Source organism: Acinetobacter piscicola, assembly GCF_015218165.1.
In the GTDB taxonomy this organism is placed as follows: domain Bacteria; phylum Pseudomonadota; class Gammaproteobacteria; order Pseudomonadales; family Moraxellaceae; genus Acinetobacter; species Acinetobacter piscicola_A.
Window position 1 is genome coordinate 204,843 of the sequence record NZ_CP048659.1, and the last position, 14,381, is coordinate 219,223.

Below are 14,381 nucleotides of genomic sequence, written 5' to 3' on the forward strand. Positions count from 1 at the left end.
ATTATCAGATTGAAATAAATCAAGAGAATCTTAACAAATTTTCAATCAAAACTTGAGTGAAAAATGAGTGAATCTGTAACAATTACGTCACTGACTGTCGTATTACCCCATTTAAGATGATGATCAAAGCTGTTTTTTTACTGAAAATGAGATACTGTACCAACTCATAATCTATCTGCTTAATTTTTAAAAAAGGGAAACTTGCAACGTGACGCAATACACAGCCCAATCTCTTGAGGTTTTATCTGGTTTAGACCCTGTTCGCCGTCGTCCGGGTATGTACACCGATACCACACGTCCAAACCATTTGGCACAAGAAGTTATTGATAATGCTGTCGATGAGGCACTTGCAGGGCATGCCAATAAAATAACCGTTACGGTATATAAAGACGGTTCATTGTCGGTTGAAGACAATGGGCGTGGTATGCCAGTCGATATTCACCCTGAATATGGGCAAAGCGGGATCGAAATCATCCTTACTAAACTCCATGCAGGTGGTAAGTTCAGTACAGATAACTACCAATTTTCAGGTGGTTTACATGGTGTCGGGATTTCAGTAGTTAATGCCTTGTCGGACCGCGTTGAAGTTGAAGTTCAGCGTCAGGGTAATCTCTACAAAATGGCATTTGAACATGGTGAGCCTGTTGCGCCTTTAGACGTTCTAGAAGGCAAAGCACCGAAGCGTGCTTCAGGAACAACGGTTCGTTTTTGGCCTGAAGCAAAATATTTTGATTCACCAAAATTTGCACTCAAAGCCTTAAAGCATAATTTAAAAGCCAAAGCCGTATTAGCCGCAGGTTTAGAAATCAATTATATAGACCAGATCAATGATGAAAAAATTCAGTGGCAATTTGAAAATGGTTTAGTCGATTATTTGATGGATGAAGTGCAAGACCGTGAGATTTTGCCAAATCCTGCTTTTGTCGCCAATGGTGAGGCAGAACGTGCCAGTGCTGAATTTGCGATTTGTTGGAATATTGATGGTGGCGAACAGATTCAAGAAAGTTATGTGAATTTGATTCCAACAGCGCAAGGTGGTACGCATGTGAATGGTTTGCGTTCAGGTATCACTGAGGCTTTACGTGAGTTTTGTGAGTTACGTAATTTATTACCACGCAATATGAAGCTGTCTGCTGAAGATGTATGGGATGGTGTAAATTATATTCTGTCTTTGAAATTACAAGAACCACAATTTTCAGGGCAAACCAAAGAACGTCTGTCGAGCCGTGAAGCATCAAATATTGTATTAAATATTGCCAAAGATGCGTTTACTTTGTGGCTCAATCAAAACTCAGAAACAGCCATGCAACTTGCTGAAATGGCAATTGCTAAAGCAGGTCGCCGTTTAAAAGCGGCGAAAAAAGTGGAACGTAAAAAAATTGTTTCAGGGCCTGCTTTACCAGGGAAATTGGCGGATTGTGTTGGGCATACCCTTGAAGAATCTGAATTGTTTATTGTGGAAGGTGACTCTGCGGGTGGTTCTGCCAAACAAGCTCGTGATAAAAACTTCCAAGCGATCATGCCGATTCGCGGTAAGATTTTAAATACATGGGAAGTGTCTTCGGATGAGGTTTTGGCTTCTCAGGAAGTGCATGATATTGCGATTGCGATTGGCGTAGACCCCGGCAGTGATGATTTGTCAGAACTACGTTATGGTAAAATCTGTATTCTTGCCGATGCTGACTCGGATGGTTTGCACATCGCGACTTTGCTTTGTGCATTGTTTGTGAAACATTTCCCGAATCTAGTCGAAGAAGGGCATTTGTTTGTGGCAATGCCGCCATTGTTCCGTATTGATGATGCTAAAGATGTGCATTATGCACTTGATGAAGATGAGTTAGAAACCATCTTAAAGAAAGTAAAATCTAAAAATCCACAAATCACTCGCTTTAAAGGTTTGGGGGAGATGAATGCAAGTCAACTTCGTGAAACCACGATGGATCCAAATACTCGTCGTTTGGTGCAGTTAGATTTGGATGATAGTCAGTTTACTGCGGGCTTGTTGGATAAATTACTTGCGAAAAAACGTTCTGCTGACCGTAAACATTGGTTAGAACAGAAAGGTAATTTAGCGGATTTAGGTGTTTGATAAAATATAATGATCAAAGTAATGTTAAGCATTACTTTGATCAATTAAGGTAAAGTTTAGAAGTTGAGAGACTGATTTATTGTTGAGTTGATGTCTTGCTGATATTTCTAAAATTCTTTTACGAATTTCAATAAGCTCTTGTTTTAATTCCTGAATAGCAATTTGATAATCAGAAAATGGAATAACAATATCTTCAAGCTCTTCTTCCTCTTCTTCAATAAATCGAATTTGATCATTTTCTATTTTACAACTCAACATAGGATGACCAATCCAAAACCCAGTTAAATTTTTTTTAGCTAAGTTAATCCAGCTATCCACATCATTGAGATCGGAACAACATCTATGTGTGAGAATGGGATTTAATGTTTCAGCTATTTCACATAAAACAAATCCACCTTCAAGACTATTTTGATCTTTGTAAATAGCATCTTTTATAATTTTAACAAGATTATTTTCACTGGTTTGTTGAATAGCATATAAATTATAACCTTCTGCAATAGGTTCAAATGGGTCCATAAAGCCATTTAATTTATATACTTGATCAAGGTAATTTGTATATTCTTCATCTGAAAATGGATATGGTGGGGATTTAACATCAGGATGTGAATATTCTAATTCAAAGACTGGAATAAGTTTTAACTTCATCTAAGTCTCAACCTTATAGAAAGTACCACCTGCATAAACATTATGCCCAAAGCCACAACCTGAGTCTCCATCATCTTGTTTAACTTCAATATAATTTCCTAAATTTTGATCTGCTTTAAAATCAAGCTGAATGGTACAGTCTTCATATTTATACATTGCACGTTTTTGATTTAAAGCAAAAGTCGTATCAAACTCGCCCATATTAGGTCCATAAATAAGACTTCTTAAACCCATATATAGACCTGCATAGCTCATCTCATAAGCATTTTTAGTACGTTTAACTGAAATATGATCCCATTCGCCAAAACCTGCATAACTGACATATTCACCTGATAAATCATGTGAAATTTTAGGCTTTACAAGATTTTTTAAATTAAATTGATTGGACTTTTCATTTTTGTTAATCATTAACCATGCTCTTGCCCACATCGGTTTTCCCAATTTGGCATACGTCAGTGCCACATTATTTTGTGCCGTAATCACATTATTTTCAGAAAATTTAACAGTGGTTTCATCTGCATTACTCAGACAAAAAGATGTCCATGCGGCTTGGGTTTGAAAATGTTCTAATGCTTTTTTATAATTTTTTTGGTCATATAATTTTTTGCCTAATGTTGCTTCAGTCTTTATTGCTAGGCATCCTTGCTGTAATTCTTGTTGAAAAGAGGACGGTTCAGCATGTACATTTTGAAGGACGGAAAAAGCGAATATAGCACTCGAAAAAATAAGGATTTTTTGCATTGTTATTTAACATTAAAAATTTTAAATGAAATCTTTATAGCAAAATATTTGGGATTATATTGTCAAAATTTGAAAAGACAATGAAGCCTTTAGACTTCATTGTTGGGAAAGTTACAGCCTAAAAACTTTAAAATTTATAACCGAGTGTCAGTGTATAAAGCATTGGGTTGACATCGCCACTACCGACTTTAGTGCCATTAATTTCAATATCAGAGTTGACATCAATATAGCGAAGTTCTGTACCTAAGCTTATATTTTTATTCATGTTATAATCTATACCCAACGTTGCAGCATAGCCAAAAGAATTGCTAATATTAAGCTTATCATTGCTGATCAATTTTTCATTGAAGTAGTAAGTATAATTGACCCCAGCACCGACATAAGGATTGAATTTGCCATCTGGATTGAAGTTATATTGTACGCTCAAGGTTGGTGGTAAATAACGGGTATAACCAATTTTTTCACCATTGCCATAGATACGATGCTTTGGCGCAGTTCCAACCAACAGATCAACAGCGACATTGGGAGTGACAAAGTACAAATTGGATGCAGTTAATGCATAACTACGCGAAATACTGGTTACTGTACCATCGTATAAATTGCCTGGGTGGTCTTTCGGCTCAATCAGCGTCACCCCTAAACGTGATTTAAATTTACTTAGGTCTATTTCAGCATAACTGTTTGAAAATGAGCTTAATCCTAGACAGAGTAAAATACATTTTTTCATTGCCATCTCCATGAATATTAAAAAACAACGATGGATTCCTTGTCGTTGTACTTTTAGATAATCAAGAAACATGCCATAAATATTATTTTATAAAATTCAATGAATTATGTTTTTTGAAAGATTGATACGCTAGAAAATAATTCAGCAATTGCTGAAACTAAAATTATTATTTTCATGCTTTGCTGAATTTAAAAAATCAAAATATTTCAGTATCTATAACGAGTTGCATCAAAACTAAATCACGCCATTGTCCAAATTTTTGTCCCACTTGCGGCATATATCCTGTTTGTTGAAAGCCTAAGTTTTGATGCAGTTGAATCGAGGCGGTATTTTCATGATCAATTGCAGCGACCATGACATGGATTTGTTGTTGCTTGGCATGTTGAATTAAGCTGAGCAATAAAGCTTTACCTAGACCTTGTCTTGCAAAGCGTGGGTCAATATAAATTGAATGTTCAACAGTATGTTTATAACCATGGATCGCCCGAAAACTTGAATAATCGGCATAACCTGCAATGTGCTTACTTTCAGTTTCTTCTGCAACAAAAATCGGGAAATTTTGGCTGTGTAAGGTTTCAAACCAATTTTGGTATGCGTCTAAACTTTTTATTTCGCTATTCCATGTGGCTAAACCTGTTGCAATCTCCTGATTATAAATATTCATAATATGAATTAAATCCTGTGCTTGTGCAGGGCGGATATGAAAATGCATAGACAATTAGATGAATAAAAAGAAAGAATTAAACAATTTTTACGCTTTAAAAAATAAAAAAGCAAGACCGAAATCTTGCTTTAAAAATCAAATTTTTATAGTTTTAGAAATGATATTTTACTAAGGCACTCACGTCATTTTGGTCAACGCCTTTAATGCCGTATTTGTTATTCCAAACAGAGTGTTCAACACCGACATAAAGCTTAGTTTTCGGTGAAATGTGTTTACCTGCATTCCATTTCCACTGAGTTGTCCAGTTCAGTTCGCTTGCATGGTCATCTTCTGCTGTAGACCAATCAAGGAAACCATCAACTAAAAAGTCTTCTGAACCGAGTTTAAATGGCACACCATAAGTGATGGTCATTTGATAATCATCATCTTGTTTGTCATTGTCTGCTTTATAGAAGTTGATGCTAGCAAACTGTGTATAAGGAATAGCAAGGTCAAAACCTACACCATACAAAAAGTTGTTGAATTCTTGGTTAAGATCGTAACCTGCGTTATGTTCCCACGTGGTTGCAATGAGTACATCTTTGATTGGACCAAAAGCAAGTTTTTCACCAGAAACTTCACCCAAGCTTAAACGTGGAGATAACTCAAAATAGGTATTTTGTTCGTCATTGCCATCAAGTTGGTGGTCTACAAAGAAAAATACATCAGCGTATTTCAATTTTGCTGCGTATTCAGCAGTAACTGTTGTACGGTCTTCAGTACCCACTTCATAGTTTTCACCATAAAGTCCCGTTAAGCTGAAATCTTGCCAAACTACAGGATTCGCTTGTGCGAAAGTTGCAGTTGAAGCCAGTGTACATAGAGTTGCAAAGTGTGTGAGTTTCATGAAAATCTCTTCCCCAAAGAAAGCGTAACAAGGATACAGATTCTTAAGCAAAAATAAAGCCACAATGGTCAAAAATGTAAATTATTATGTAATTTAAGCAGGGCAGGAAAATATCTAAAATAGTAATATTCTGTAACCGCTATTTTTTACATGTACACTTGTATGCTTTTTAAGCGATTTTAAATGTGTGAAAAGTGTGAAATTATAAATAAAAAAAGATAAATAAATCATTAAATTAGAAAATAAAGTAACAAGTTGTCATTTTTCATATTGTTTTCATAAATATTTTCAAAATCCGCTTGCATATTTTTCAATATAGCCCGATATTGAAGATATAAGGACACAGAAACTTCTTTAAAGTGTTCATCATTCATTATGGAGGTTACGACCAAAATTTAAATGAAGATGTGCTTAGTGCTGAAGCATCAGCCAGAATCTAACGTGCCGACATAAGAAAGTTTTGCACATACACATAAATGATTTTTTTTAAATTTATTGAAAATATAAAATTGGTTAAAATTGGTTAAAAGAGGTTAATATTTATGAACATTGAAATTCGTACAGATAAAAATATTCAAAATAGTGATCGTTTAATTACCTATGTACGTGAAGAATTAAATCAAGAATTTCAACGTCATAGTGAGCGTATTACGCAATTTTCGGTTCATATTAGTGATGAAAATGGGGATAAAGGCGGCGATGACGATATTCGTTGTATGATCGAAGCCAAAGCTGCAGGTTTAAAACCAGTGGTTGTTACACATAAGGCGAAAAATATTGATCTCGCTTTGCATGGTGCAATTGATCGTATTAAACGTAGTATTGAACATGTTCTAGAGAAAAAAGAAAATCCACGTGGTGGAAAGTTAGAATTTAGTGAGACAGATGTCGAAGCTGATGAAGCTTAATGAGAAAAGCCCCGAAAGGGGCTTTTTTTATGGCATGTTGAAAAGTTTTGGTCAGAAAACAACAAAAAATGACATAAAATTTTGCAAAATCAGTAAGCTAATAATTACTTGAACTATCTTTTTTATTTTTCGGCATAATATATTGCATATGAACTCCAAAATGAGATAAACACATGCTGACTGCGCCACAACAACATTTCTTACAGGCTATAGAAGCATTAGATTTGGAACAAGTAAAGCGTCTATTGGCTGAGGGTCTAGACCCTAATTTTATTGATCCTGAGAAAGGACCTGCTGTATCTGTATGGTCGGATGGTTTATTTCAATGGTGGGAAGTGGTTTGTGAAGCTTATGAGGCGGGTCAACCCTTCAGTGCTGAACAAAAGCAAGCACAGCTCAGTGTGCACTTAGAGATTTTAGAACAGTTAATTCAAGCCAATGCAAACTTCCATTTATGGGATGCAGAAGAGTGTTATGGTCCATTGTGGGATGCAGCAAGTGCTGCATGTGTACCTGCGGTCAAACGTTTGTTAGAACATAAAGTTGACCCAAATAGCAAAGATGAAGAAGGAAAAACCATTCTTACTTCAATTTGTGATCTATTTTTTGATCAAGATTTTGACGAAATAGATTGGTCACAGGCTTTACCTGAAGAGAAAGAAACTTTAGAGTTATTGCGTAGCCACGGCGCCAAAATGTCTAAAGAATTAGCTTAACAGAGTAATAGTATGACAATATCTAACAAAATCATCGTTCTGCTTGTAGCAAGTGCAAGTATGAGCAGCTTTGCAGCAGAATTTTCATTTGATCGTCCTGGTGCAGGATTTAGTACGGGGATTACACCTGTAGGTCAGGTGGCTTGGGAGCAAGGTTTACCGAGTGCAACTTATAGCGAAACAACGATCGATGGTGCAAAGGCGAAAACGGTGACCTTAAATGGTGATATGTTGTTGCGTACAGGTTTGGCATCAGGCTTAGAATTACAACTCGGGTGGGCAGGACCTGCATGGACACAAACCAAATATAAAGGTGAAAAAGTTGATGATAATGGTTTGGGTGATGTCAGCATCGGTTTAAAGAAAGCGATTGATTTAGACGATGATAAATTGTCTATGGCGGTTTTAGCACAAGCTGTGATTGCAACAGGGAATGAAGGCTTTAGTAACGAAGATGATATTTATAGCGTAGGTACTTCACTCGACTATAAATATAATGACTTGGTGAATACGGGCATTACCATGAATTATGCAGTGCAAGATGGTGACTGGTCAGTGACTGCGATTCCAACTGTGGGTTATAAAATTGCGGGCAATTTATCAGGTTTTTCTGAGTTTATTTACCGTAAAGGTGAAAGCGAAGATTATCAATATGGTTTGGCTTCAGGTCTGATCTATGCGTTGAATGACCGTACTCAACTTGATGGTAGCATCGGAGTTGATTTAGAGGGTCAAGATCGTAGTTACAATGCAGGATTTGGTGTTTCATTCCTGTTCTAAAGATGGTCTTATAAAATCAATTTAAGAAGAGCAGCATATGTTGCTCTTTTTTTTATTGGGTCACAAAGATTTATAAAATACATAAAAAAATGTTGGATACGCTATGTGCATTATTTTAAATGGACGTTGTTACAAACTGGGATAAATGCAGCCGTAAAAGAAAAGATTTAAAAAACTTAAAGATAAAATGAGCGTTTAATTTCCAAGCAATTTTGCTAGAAAATGAGTGATATTGTATCAACTTGGGTGATTCGATTAACAACTCAATAGCGCTCTGTTATATTTGCCCATTGATCTTGATATGAGAAATTTTGCTTGGCTACTCCTTTTTGGTATAACGCAGCACTTGCGATCGTCAAACCTTTGTATCAATGGCGTATCAAAAAACGTGCGAGAGATTTGGCCGAATACCAACAGGAATATCTTGAGCGTTTTGGTCCCTTCCAAGCCGTGAAAAATACGCAGGCCATTTGGTTTCATTGTGTCTCTGTGGGTGAAACCAATGCGGCACAACCGCTCATTGAACATTATTTACAACAAGGGCATGCAGTTTTAGTGACCAATACCACTAAGACAGGTCAAGCACGTGCCAAGTCATTATTTCTAAAAGCACCGTTTGAGTCACATTTCCAAGCGGTATATTTACCTGCAGATTTGAAAGATTTGGTTGCAGATTTTTATCGTAAATATCAACCGAAACTGCTTATTTTGGTTGAAACAGAACTTTGGCCAAATTTGATTGATCAAGCGAAGCAATTCAATGTGCCTTGCTTGTTGGTCAATGCTCGACTTTCGGAGAAATCAGCCAAAGGCTATGGCAAAGTGCCGAGCTTGACGCGTTCAATGTTGCAAAAATTGGATGATGTTTTGGCACAAGATACAGCCACAGCACAACGTTTTATTGCTTTAGGCTTAGCTAAAAATACCGCGAATGTGGTGGGCAGCATTAAGTTTGATATTTCAGCACCGCAAATATTTATTGAAAAAGCGCAACAGTTACAGCAGGAGTGGAATTTACGTGCTCGAAAAATCATTACTCTTGCCAGTACTCATTCTCCTGAAGAACAAAAATTACTCACTGCGTTAAAGCCATATTTGCAACAACGACCTGAATTGTTGTGTGTGGTTGTACCTCGACATCCTGAACGTTTTGATGAGGTTTTTCAGGTTGCGCAAAGTTTGGGCTTAGAGACCCAGCGCCGTAGTTTAAGTGAAACGATTCAAGTCAATACTCAGGTCTACTTAGCAGACAGCATGGGTGAGTTATGGCAATGGTATGCGTTAAGCCAAGCCTGTTTTGTAGGGGGGTCTTTAAATGAGCCAGGCGGTGGACACAATATTTTAGAGCCGATGGCATTACATGTGCCGACTGTGATAGGTCCTCATTATTTTAATTTCCAAGTCATTGTCGATGATTTTTTACAGGCAGATGCCGTAAAAGTTGGTCAATCTGTCGAGGATGTCGTGGCTTTGCTGCTGCGTTGTATCGATGATACAGATTTTGAACAACAGCTTACTCAACATGCAGATCGTGTGTTGACTCAAAATAAAGGTTCTTTGCATAAGCATATTGCAGTGATTGATACCTATTTATGAATATTGTGTTATTAGACCCACGACAAACCCAATCGGAAATGTGGACAATCACCTCTAAAAGACAACTAGAACATTTAAAGACGCATGTGGGTGTTCAGGTTGGAGATACTTTAAAAGTCGGTATTCTTCAAGGAAAGCGTTATCTTACAGAGGTTGTGAGTATTGCGGAAAATGCAATTAAAATTCAGGCTATTCGAGAAGAAAGCGTTCCTGCTAAATTACCTGTGACCTTGATTGTCGCAATGCCAAGACCAAAAGTTTTGCGCCGTTTGATTATGGATGCAGTGACTTTGGGTGTAGAAAAAATCATTCTTTTACATAGTTATCGGGTGGATAAAAGTTATTGGCAGACGCCTTTTTTACAACAACTTGAGCATTTTATTACACTAGGTTTAGAACAAGCAGGTGATACTCAACCTCCCCAAATTGAGCTGTATAAACGCTTTAAACCCTTTGTAGAAGATGTATTGCCGATGCTTATTCATGAGCAATGTCCTGCTTATGTGGCGCATCCTTATGTAGAACAAAAAATGCCTTTTGCGATTGATCATGCTTGTAGCATTGTGATTGGTCCTGAAGGTGGGTTTATTCCATATGAAATTGACTTGCTCATCAAAAACGGCTGCCAAGCTGTAAGCTTAGGCAACCGTATTATCCGTACTGAAACTGTGATTCCTTATGTTTTAGGACGCTTATTTAGCACGTGCTGATTCTTCTTCTGAGTTTTCGCCACGATAGACTTTAACTTCCTGTACAGGATATGGAATCGAAATACTATTTTCTGCAAAAGCCTGAATGACACGTTCTTGGACTTCACTGATCGATGCAGATGTTGTGGTTTCAGAGGTATTTACCCACCATTGCACTTTTAAATTGACTGAGAAATCTGCTAATGCTGCGACATTCACACTAAATAAAGGCTGACTGAGAATGGTTTGATCATGATCCAAAATTTTCATGATAATGCTTTTGGCTTCTTGTACATTGTCCTCATAGCCAATTCCCACCACAAACTCACAACGGCGGCGTGGGTAAGCGGTGTTCACCGTTACTGCACTGGTATATACCGTTGCATTAGGAATGACGATACGGCGACCATCAGGTGATTGTAAAAAAGTTGCACGTATCTGAATATCTTCAACCGTTCCTTCCATATTATTGACCACAATCGTATCGCCAATTTTGAAAGGTTCACTGAGTAAAATCAAAATCCCTGATAGCATATTTTGGAAAATGTCTTTGAAGGCAAAACCAATCGCAACAGAACCAATACCCAATGCACTCATTAATTGACCTGGGGTAAAACCTGGAATAGCGATGACCATCGCAATGAGGAAACCAAAGAAAATAATGAAGGTACTACCAACACGGTTGAGTACTAAAACTAAGTTTTGGCGGGTATATGAGCGATTTTCAAGGGTTTTACGTACGAAAAATTTAAAGACTTTTGACAAAAGCCAAAAAATCATCAGTACCACAAGCGCAATACAGAAATAAGGCACACGTTCCCAAAAACCATCCATAATTTTATCGATTGTGGTATAGGCATCATTATATTTCGCGGTGTGTTTAATCACTGTTTCTGCTGTTTTTTCACTAGCAGTATGTAGCAATTGAGTGGTGTCTTGGGCAACATCACTAAGTTTGGTTGTTTCTTCAGCCACTTTAAAGTCCAATAAAAAGTTGAGTGACTCTGCCTTGCATTGACAAAATAAATGATCACAAGGCGAGTTTTGACAAGCAGTTAAATCACTGGGTTGTCAGGTTAGAAATAATCAGTACTGTGCTGAATGATTTCAGTTGGTTTCTCTAGGTCACCTGTTCCGACCAAATAGGAGATGGCACTGGCAGTTGCGATTAAACTGAATATGGTCAATAAGATCAGTGTCCATGCAATGATTTTTTCAATCACTGTGGCAGGGCGAGGATGTCCATAGCGATTATATGTCGCATCACCTTGAGCAAACAGTAAATACAGTGTAAAAAAGAAATTCACCACAGGTAAAAACAGCAGTAAACACAACCAGCCAGAATGATCACGATCATGTAAGCGACGAATAATGATCACAAAGTTAAAATAAATATACAACACAACAAGCAGACCATAACTTATGCTACTCATCATGCCAAAAGTATTTAAAGCATGTTGATTTAATGACAACTGACTTAGGTTAAAAATGCCTAGTGCTAAACTGAGTGCAATGACTGCTGCCAAAAAAATAAAATGTAGCAAACCATACCAAGCAATATAACTGAGACGATTAAAACGCCCTTGTGCTGTAGAGGGTGGGGCTGTGGGCACAGTATTTTGCCGAGAAAAAAATGGGGCGCTATCTTGAGATGACATAGAGATTAACTTTTGAATACGTCTAGTAAGAAAGTGTAACGACTTAAAAAATATGCCTAAAGCATTTGTGAAATTATAAGATCAAAAAACGACAAAAAAGCTGATTTTTTTGAATGTTTTTGCAAATGATTTGTACAAACACCATCATTAAAGTGAACGCCTCGTCTACGACCAAAGCACTATTGTGATCTAAAATGCGCTATCGTAATACTGAATGTATGCAAGGAATAAAATCAAGAACGTAGGCATAGATCTCGAGACGAGATGATTAGAAAATAAGGACGTATAATATGAATGAAGTGTATCCAGTACCAGAAAATTTTGTAAAAACTGCAAGAACCAATGAAAAACAATATTTTCAACGTTATCAAAAGTCTGTTGAAAATCCTGATCAGTTTTGGGCTGAGGCTGCGCAACAACTGGATTGGATCAAACCCTTTACCCAAGTTAAAAATACCCGTTATGACAAGGATAATTTCAAAATAGAATGGTTTGCAGATGGGCAACTCAATGTCAGTGAAAACTGTTTAGATCGGCATTTAAAAGTCCATCCACATAAACCTGCAATTATCTGGGAAGGGGATCATCCTTCGCGACATAAAATTATTTCATTTGTAGAGCTGCATGATGAAGTTTGCCGCTTTGCTAATGTGCTCAAAAAGCATGGCGTAAAAAAAGGTGACCGTGTTGTGCTGTATATGCCAATGGTGCCTGAAACCACCATTGCAATGTTGGCATGTACGCGAATAGGTGCAGTACATTGTGTGGTATTTGGCGGTTTTTCCCCTGACTCTTTGGCAAGTCGCATTGAAGACAGTCAGGCAAAATTGGTGATCACGGCTGACTCAGGTTTACGCGGTGGTAAACCGATTCCAATCAAAGAAAATGTCAATGCAGCCTTAAATATCAAAGGGACAGAATCCGTTGAAACCGTGTTGACGGTGTATCGCACGGGTGAACCGATTGAAATGAAAGAAGGGCGTGACCTGTGGTATCACATGGAAATTATGACCGTCACGGATGATTGTCCACCTGAACCCATGAATGCTGAAGATCCATTATTTATCTTATATACATCAGGTTCGACAGGGAAACCGAAAGGTGTTTTACATACCACAGGTGGCTATTTAACCTATGTGAATTGTACCTTTCGTGAAATTTTTGATATTAAACAAGATGATGTGTTTTGGTGTACTGCTGACGTTGGTTGGATCACAGGACATTCTTATGTGCTATATGGACCTTTATCCAATGGTACAACCACATTGATCTCAGAAGGTGTGCCACAGTACCCAACATGGGCACGTACAGGACATATTGTTGATAAACACCATGTCACCATTTTATATACTGCACCGACTGCCATTCGTGCCATGATGCGTGAAGGGGATGCGTATATTCGTGAAAGTGATCGTAGCAGTTTGCGCTTGCTTGGATCGGTCGGTGAGCCGATTAACCCTGAAGCATGGAATTGGTATTATACCGTCGTGGGCGAAAGTCGTTGTCCAATTGTGGATACATGGTGGCAAACTGAAACGGGTGGGATTCTGATTTCTCCTTTACCGGGTGCAACAGCATTGAAGCCAGGTTCTGCAACACGCCCATTTTTTGGTGTACAGCCTGCTTTGGTTGACGCTGACGGAAATGAACTTGAGGGCGAGGCAGAAGGTAATTTAATTATCAAGGATTCATGGCCGGGTCAAATGCGGACTATTTGGGGTGATCCTGAACGCTTTATTGAGGCATATTTCTCAACTTATCCGGGCAGTTATTTCACTGGAGATGGTGCACGCCGTGACAAAGATGGTTATTATTGGATCACAGGACGTGTCGATGATGTATTAAATGTTTCAGGGCATCGTTTGGGGACTGCTGAAATTGAAAGTGCATTAGTGGCACATGAGCTGGTTGCAGAAGCTGCTGTCGTGGGGATGCCACATGACATTAAAGGGCAAGGTGTGGCAGCTTATGTGACTTTACAAGCCGATGCAACTGAAACTGAAGAATTACGTAATGCGTTAGTAGCTTGGGTGCGTAAAGTCTTAGGCCCAGTAGCCACACCTGATGCGATTTATTGGGCACCTGCGCTGCCGAAAACCCGTTCAGGGAAAATTATGCGCCGTATTTTACGTAAAATTGCGGCGAATGAACTTGATAGTTTAGGTGATACATCGACTTTGGCTGACCCAAGTGTGGTGGATCAGTTGATTGCAGAAGTGAAAGCCAATCATTGATTTGAAGCCCTTGGTCTATCCCTCTCCTACAGGGAGAGGGGGATATGC

At 38.1% G+C, this 14,381-nt stretch carries 14 protein-coding genes; 7 read left to right on the top strand and 7 right to left on the bottom strand.

Annotation, left to right across the window (positions count from 1 at the left end):
- Positions 1-208 precede the first annotated feature (208 nt).
- Positions 209-2,089, top strand: a complete 1,881-nt coding sequence (parE, locus tag G0028_RS01005; protein ID WP_130074843.1) for a DNA topoisomerase IV subunit B — start codon at positions 209-211, stop codon at positions 2,087-2,089.
- 24 nt (positions 2,090-2,113) lie between these two features.
- Here parE and G0028_RS01010 read toward each other — a convergent pair whose 3' ends face one another.
- From G0028_RS01010 to G0028_RS01030, 5 genes are all read right to left on the bottom strand, one after another.
- Positions 2,114-2,734, bottom strand: coding sequence for a hypothetical protein (locus tag G0028_RS01010; RefSeq protein ID WP_130074842.1), 621 nt, complete (start codon positions 2,732-2,734; stop codon positions 2,114-2,116).
- Entirely contained in the window at positions 2,735-3,475 is a 741-nt protein-coding gene (locus G0028_RS01015) for a hypothetical protein (RefSeq protein WP_174493529.1), read from the bottom strand.
- Between the two features lie 127 nt (positions 3,476-3,602).
- Positions 3,603-4,202, bottom strand: a complete 600-nt coding sequence (locus G0028_RS01020; protein ID WP_180046416.1) for an OmpW/AlkL family protein — start codon at positions 4,200-4,202, stop codon at positions 3,603-3,605.
- 196 nt (positions 4,203-4,398) lie between these two features.
- Positions 4,399-4,914, bottom strand: a complete 516-nt coding sequence (locus G0028_RS01025) for a GNAT family N-acetyltransferase (protein WP_180046418.1) — start codon at positions 4,912-4,914, stop codon at positions 4,399-4,401.
- Between the two features lie 103 nt (positions 4,915-5,017).
- The gene (locus G0028_RS01030) at positions 5,018-5,752 is read right to left on the bottom strand and encodes an outer membrane protein OmpK (protein WP_130074838.1); all 735 of its coding nucleotides are present in this window, start codon (positions 5,750-5,752) and stop codon (positions 5,018-5,020) included.
- Between the two features lie 542 nt (positions 5,753-6,294).
- Here G0028_RS01030 and G0028_RS01035 point away from each other — a divergent pair.
- The 5 genes from G0028_RS01035 (at position 6,295) to G0028_RS01055 (ending at position 10,462) form a co-directional block, all read left to right on the top strand.
- On the top strand, positions 6,295-6,660 hold the full coding sequence (locus G0028_RS01035; RefSeq protein ID WP_130074837.1) for an HPF/RaiA family ribosome-associated protein: 366 nt from the start codon (positions 6,295-6,297) through the stop codon (positions 6,658-6,660).
- Between the two features lie 173 nt (positions 6,661-6,833).
- Positions 6,834-7,376 (top strand): ankyrin repeat domain-containing protein, encoded by a 543-nt coding sequence (locus G0028_RS01040; protein WP_130074836.1) that lies wholly within the window; start codon positions 6,834-6,836, stop codon positions 7,374-7,376.
- A gap of 12 nt (positions 7,377-7,388) precedes the next feature.
- Positions 7,389-8,156, top strand: a complete 768-nt coding sequence (locus tag G0028_RS01045; protein ID WP_130074835.1) for a transporter — start codon at positions 7,389-7,391, stop codon at positions 8,154-8,156.
- A 315-nt stretch (positions 8,157-8,471) separates the two neighbouring features.
- A complete protein-coding gene (locus G0028_RS01050) occupies positions 8,472-9,752 on the top strand; it encodes a 3-deoxy-D-manno-octulosonic acid transferase (protein ID WP_180046420.1) in 1,281 nt (426 codons plus the stop codon).
- Positions 9,749-10,462 (top strand): 16S rRNA (uracil(1498)-N(3))-methyltransferase, encoded by a 714-nt coding sequence (locus G0028_RS01055; protein ID WP_180046422.1) that lies wholly within the window; start codon positions 9,749-9,751, stop codon positions 10,460-10,462. Before G0028_RS01050 ends, G0028_RS01055 begins: the two co-directional genes overlap by 4 nt.
- On the opposite strand, the gene G0028_RS01060 is transcribed toward G0028_RS01055, so the two are convergent.
- Both G0028_RS01060 and G0028_RS01065 read right to left on the bottom strand, forming a co-directional pair.
- A complete protein-coding gene (locus tag G0028_RS01060) occupies positions 10,445-11,416 on the bottom strand; it encodes a mechanosensitive ion channel family protein (RefSeq protein WP_180046425.1) in 972 nt (323 codons plus the stop codon). The two genes, G0028_RS01055 and G0028_RS01060, sit on opposite strands and share 18 nt — an antisense overlap.
- 101 nt (positions 11,417-11,517) lie before the next feature.
- Entirely contained in the window at positions 11,518-12,099 is a 582-nt protein-coding gene (locus G0028_RS01065) for a DUF805 domain-containing protein (protein ID WP_130074831.1), read from the bottom strand.
- Positions 12,100-12,389: 290 nt separating this feature from the next.
- Here G0028_RS01065 and acs point away from each other — a divergent pair, with 290 nt between their 5' ends.
- Positions 12,390-14,333 carry an acetate--CoA ligase gene (gene acs, locus G0028_RS01070; protein ID WP_180046427.1) on the top strand — a complete coding sequence of 648 codons (1,944 nt, stop codon included), beginning with the start codon at positions 12,390-12,392 and terminating at the stop codon, positions 14,331-14,333.
- The last annotated feature ends 48 nt before the right edge of the window (positions 14,334-14,381 follow it).

Bases quoted from the DNA above. Each gene is read 5' to 3' on its own strand.
- G0028_RS01030 (WP_130074838.1), bottom strand. From the start codon at position 5,752: ATGAAACTCACACACTTTGCAACTCTATGTACACTGGCTTCAACTGCA.
- G0028_RS01065 (WP_130074831.1), bottom strand. From the start codon at position 12,099: ATGTCATCTCAAGATAGCGCCCCATTTTTTTCTCGGCAAAATACTGTG.
- G0028_RS01015 (WP_174493529.1), bottom strand. From the start codon at position 3,475: ATGCAAAAAATCCTTATTTTTTCGAGTGCTATATTCGCTTTTTCCGTC.
- G0028_RS01040 (WP_130074836.1), top strand. From the start codon at position 6,834: ATGCTGACTGCGCCACAACAACATTTCTTACAGGCTATAGAAGCATTA.
- acs (WP_180046427.1), top strand. From the start codon at position 12,390: ATGAATGAAGTGTATCCAGTACCAGAAAATTTTGTAAAAACTGCAAGA.
- G0028_RS01055 (WP_180046422.1), top strand. From the start codon at position 9,749: ATGAATATTGTGTTATTAGACCCACGACAAACCCAATCGGAAATGTGG.
- G0028_RS01045 (WP_130074835.1), top strand. From the start codon at position 7,389: ATGACAATATCTAACAAAATCATCGTTCTGCTTGTAGCAAGTGCAAGT.
- G0028_RS01035 (WP_130074837.1), top strand. From the start codon at position 6,295: ATGAACATTGAAATTCGTACAGATAAAAATATTCAAAATAGTGATCGT.
- G0028_RS01020 (WP_180046416.1), bottom strand. From the start codon at position 4,202: ATGAAAAAATGTATTTTACTCTGTCTAGGATTAAGCTCATTTTCAAAC.
- G0028_RS01025 (WP_180046418.1), bottom strand. From the start codon at position 4,914: ATGCATTTTCATATCCGCCCTGCACAAGCACAGGATTTAATTCATATT.
- G0028_RS01010 (WP_130074842.1), bottom strand. From the start codon at position 2,734: ATGAAGTTAAAACTTATTCCAGTCTTTGAATTAGAATATTCACATCCT.